This is a genomic window from Desulfonatronospira sp. MSAO_Bac3 (genome assembly GCF_003838035.1).
In the GTDB taxonomy this organism is placed as follows: Bacteria; Desulfobacterota; Desulfovibrionia; order Desulfovibrionales; family Desulfonatronovibrionaceae; genus Desulfonatronospira; species Desulfonatronospira thiodismutans.
Map to the genome: position 1 here is coordinate 1 of NZ_QYZY01000125.1, position 3,406 is coordinate 3,406.

General features: G+C 51.5%; 1 protein-coding gene. It reads right to left on the reverse strand.

The features are described from left to right. Window positions 1-25: 25 nt before the first annotated feature. Window positions 26-3,406: Eco57I restriction-modification methylase domain-containing protein (locus D5S03_RS04590; protein WP_287042807.1), on the reverse strand; the 3,381-nt coding region annotated here is incomplete at its 5' end.

Below are 3,406 nucleotides of genomic sequence, written 5' to 3' on the forward strand. Positions count from 1 at the left end.
GTCTGTTTTCATGGCCTTAATGAGATCACCGGGGATAATTATCCTGAAATCTTCTTTCAAACTCTTCCCAGACTACCTCATAGTCCTCTTCCCTGTCACACTTATCAAAAGGCGGCAGGTACTCCATGGTTTTTTCGTATGGGCCGGTGGGCAGGGTGTTGTCTGTGAATGTACGGGTCAGGGGTTGGCCGGATTTGGATATGCGGATGATCCGGCCCTGATCGTCTTTGACTTCCTCGGTCTGGTCATTCCATTCAGGTCTGGAAAATCCCACTCCGGTCAGGCCTTTGGAGTTGGTGAATACAATGCGGCCGTTCTGGTCATACCATGTGTCAGCTTCGTATTGACGCATGACCGGGAACTGTACCCGGTAGATGGTCTTGAGTTCTTCCAAAGTCAGCCCCAGGGCCTGGGCAGTGAGCACGTCGATCTCCACCAGGGCCTGGCGTCTGGCATAGTCTGTGCGCAGGGCGCAGTCTCGATGCCATTTGGGGGTCAGGCTGCGGAAAAATGAATCGGGCAGCCGCGGATCTGATTTTGCCCAGGAATCGGTGGTAAAAGTGTCCTGCCAGCATGAGGACCAGAGGGATGAGTAGTGATTGTTGAGGCAGGTAAGTATCAAACCTCTAAGGAATAGATATTGATTTTCAAAATAGGGAAACATTTCTAAGGTGGAGGCATATACATCTGCCCTGCCTGTTGTCTTGAGATAAAAGTCATAAATCACAGAAAGACATGCACAGTTAAATGACATCAATTTATTATAATTTGAAAATGTTTTTGAAAGAGTGGTATTTATATGAGCACATTTTTTCGGGACAATACTGCAAATTAGTGATCTCTCCGCAGATGCTCCAAACATTCTTCTGAAAGCCAGCCGATAATAATCAGTCACCGGCCTCCCATCCCAAGGCACTTTTGGAGTGCGGCGGTGGTATTCTTCTTGGGAGCAATTGGGCACATAGTTGGTCCGGGGCAGATAATCGTCAGGAAGGTCGGTCAGATCCAGGATGTCATAGTCTGCGTTTTTGGTGCATTCCGCCCTGGGCGTCTTGTAAAAAGGATTGCCCACAAAGAAGTGTGGCCCTGATAAAACCCACTCCTCCGCCGTATCCGGGAACTGAGTGTCGCGGCGTATGGTCCCATCATTTTGTGAATTGGTCTCATGCCACATTTCTGTAGAAAAATATTCCCCCTGCATGTCTCCCAGCTTAATGGGCTGGGCCGCAAATTTTTCCAGCACCTGCACAAGTTCCTTAGAATGAATAGCAGGCAGACGGGCCTGCAATGCCGGAGTACCCTCAGGATCGTACAGCCTGGCAAACAACTGCAGTTCCTTTTCTGTGACGGGTATCAGGCGGGAAGCATGACCATGAACATTCCACTTGTTATGTTCATCTTTTATTCCTGGAATCTGGCCATGACCACTATGTTCAAAGCAATTATCAACGGTTTTGGGCACATATAGATTTGCAGTATGGATAAAGCTGACTGTATCGCCCCAGTACCTGTAGATATTGACGCTAAAGGAATTGTGATGGTCTATATCAGAGAATAATTTCAACTCATTCACAAACTGAAAATGATACCTCAATCTGGGATATATTTCCTCCCGCAACCTGCCACCCTTGGGATCATCATACACTCCTTCAGGATGCAAGAAACCAGATACGCCATTCTGCTTCCCATATCGCCAGGCCTGGGGCAGGAAGCACTTGTAAAGGTTGGATTGCATTCTGTGCAGGGCCGGGTAGTTCTGCCTGGCATTGAGAAACATCTGCGTGCCTTCTGATTCTTCGTAAGCCTGCAGGTAGGACGGGGTCAGATTAAGTTTTTCCAGGGTCTGTTCACGCAGCCTGGCCAGTTCCGGGGCGCTTTTTTTCCTGAGCACAAAAAGAGGCTCATGGTCGCCCATGACTTCGCCCTCTTCCCATTGCACCTTTATCCACGGCGGATTACCCAGAATAAGGTCAAACCCTCCCCTGTCCTCGATGATGTCGGCAAATTCCAGTTCCCAGTGCAGAAAGCGGTACTTCTCAGCCAAATCACGGGCCAGCTTCAGACGTTCCAGCTTGTCGCACAGGCCGTCCACATTCACCCGGCCCAGGTTTTCATCTGCGGCAGGCCTGGCCTGCTGTTCCGGTATTTCGATTCCCGGCATCCTGGGACGTCCGTGCTTATCCGTGACATTGGTAGCCTCATAGACCTCCCCCTGCAGAATCAGGGACATCTCTAAGAGAAAGGCCTCTCTCGAGGGCAACAGGTCTGTCTGCTCCAAGGGCCAGAACCACAGGGCGCACCAGTAGTCCATGGCCAGTTTGAGGCGCTTGAAAGGCGTGGAGTGCCTAAGTCCTTCAGCCCACTGTTCCTGGCGCAGGATGCGGTCCTTGTTCCTGACCGGGGTCTGGTCCTTTTCTTCCATTGCATGGCCAAAGAAGGACAAGGGATCCTTGGTGCTCTGGCGTAGCCTGCGCTGCCTGGCCACATGCTCCGCCCATAGCTCATCCACTGCCTGAGAGAGCTTTTGCAGCTGCTTTATATCCTCCTGGCTGAAAGGCTTAGTAAAATCTTTTTTCCATTCCTTTAAAGCCTGGAAGGAGTCAGGCACCAGCTTCTTTACGTTTTTGTCCGAATAGGCAGCCATATTCTTGTCCGGCAGCAGGAAATGGTACACTGTCCCCCGGGGACGCCGGGCTCCAGGCTGGATACGTTCAGGCACACTGTCTAACCACAGGGGATCGCTTTTGGACTTTTTTCTCAAAAGGGTTGGCTGGAATACATCCCTGCGGGCTCCCACCAAGGAATTGCCGCAGACCAGCTGGTTGCCGAACCAGGGTACATAACCCCCGGCGTGGATGGTGTTCAGCCACAGGGAAACCTCGGCCAGCTCCACTGCCACGGGATTGAGGTCCACTCCAAAGACATTGTTGTCCGCCAGGTAGGTCTTGACCTTCTGCTTTTCCCGGGCCAGCTCCTCTACGCTCAACCTGGTGTCCAGCTCGTTTTGTTTTCTGTCCAGATAGGCCTGGGCCAGCTGGTTTACGGCTTCGTTCAAAAAAGCAGCCGAGCCCATGGCCGGCTCGCATATGGTGAGTTCCAGGATATCGTCAGCCCTTTTGCCCTGCAAAAGCTCCTGCAGGGAATATTTCACCAGGCACTGGGTCAGGGATTCGGGGGTATAGTAGGATGCTGATTGCTGCCTGTCCCGCCCGGACATGCGGTAAATAAAAGTTCCCTTAGTATAATGGGTCAGGCTGCCGTCCTGATTGTAGACCAGTTCGTCCTGGGAGTATTCAGGCAGTTCATCCTCTTTGACAAAATAGGCTATGTCGAGAGGATTCCAGGCCTCACCGGATTTTTTCACCTCGTACAGGCCGCCTTCGTTCTGGACGAAAAAACCCCGGTA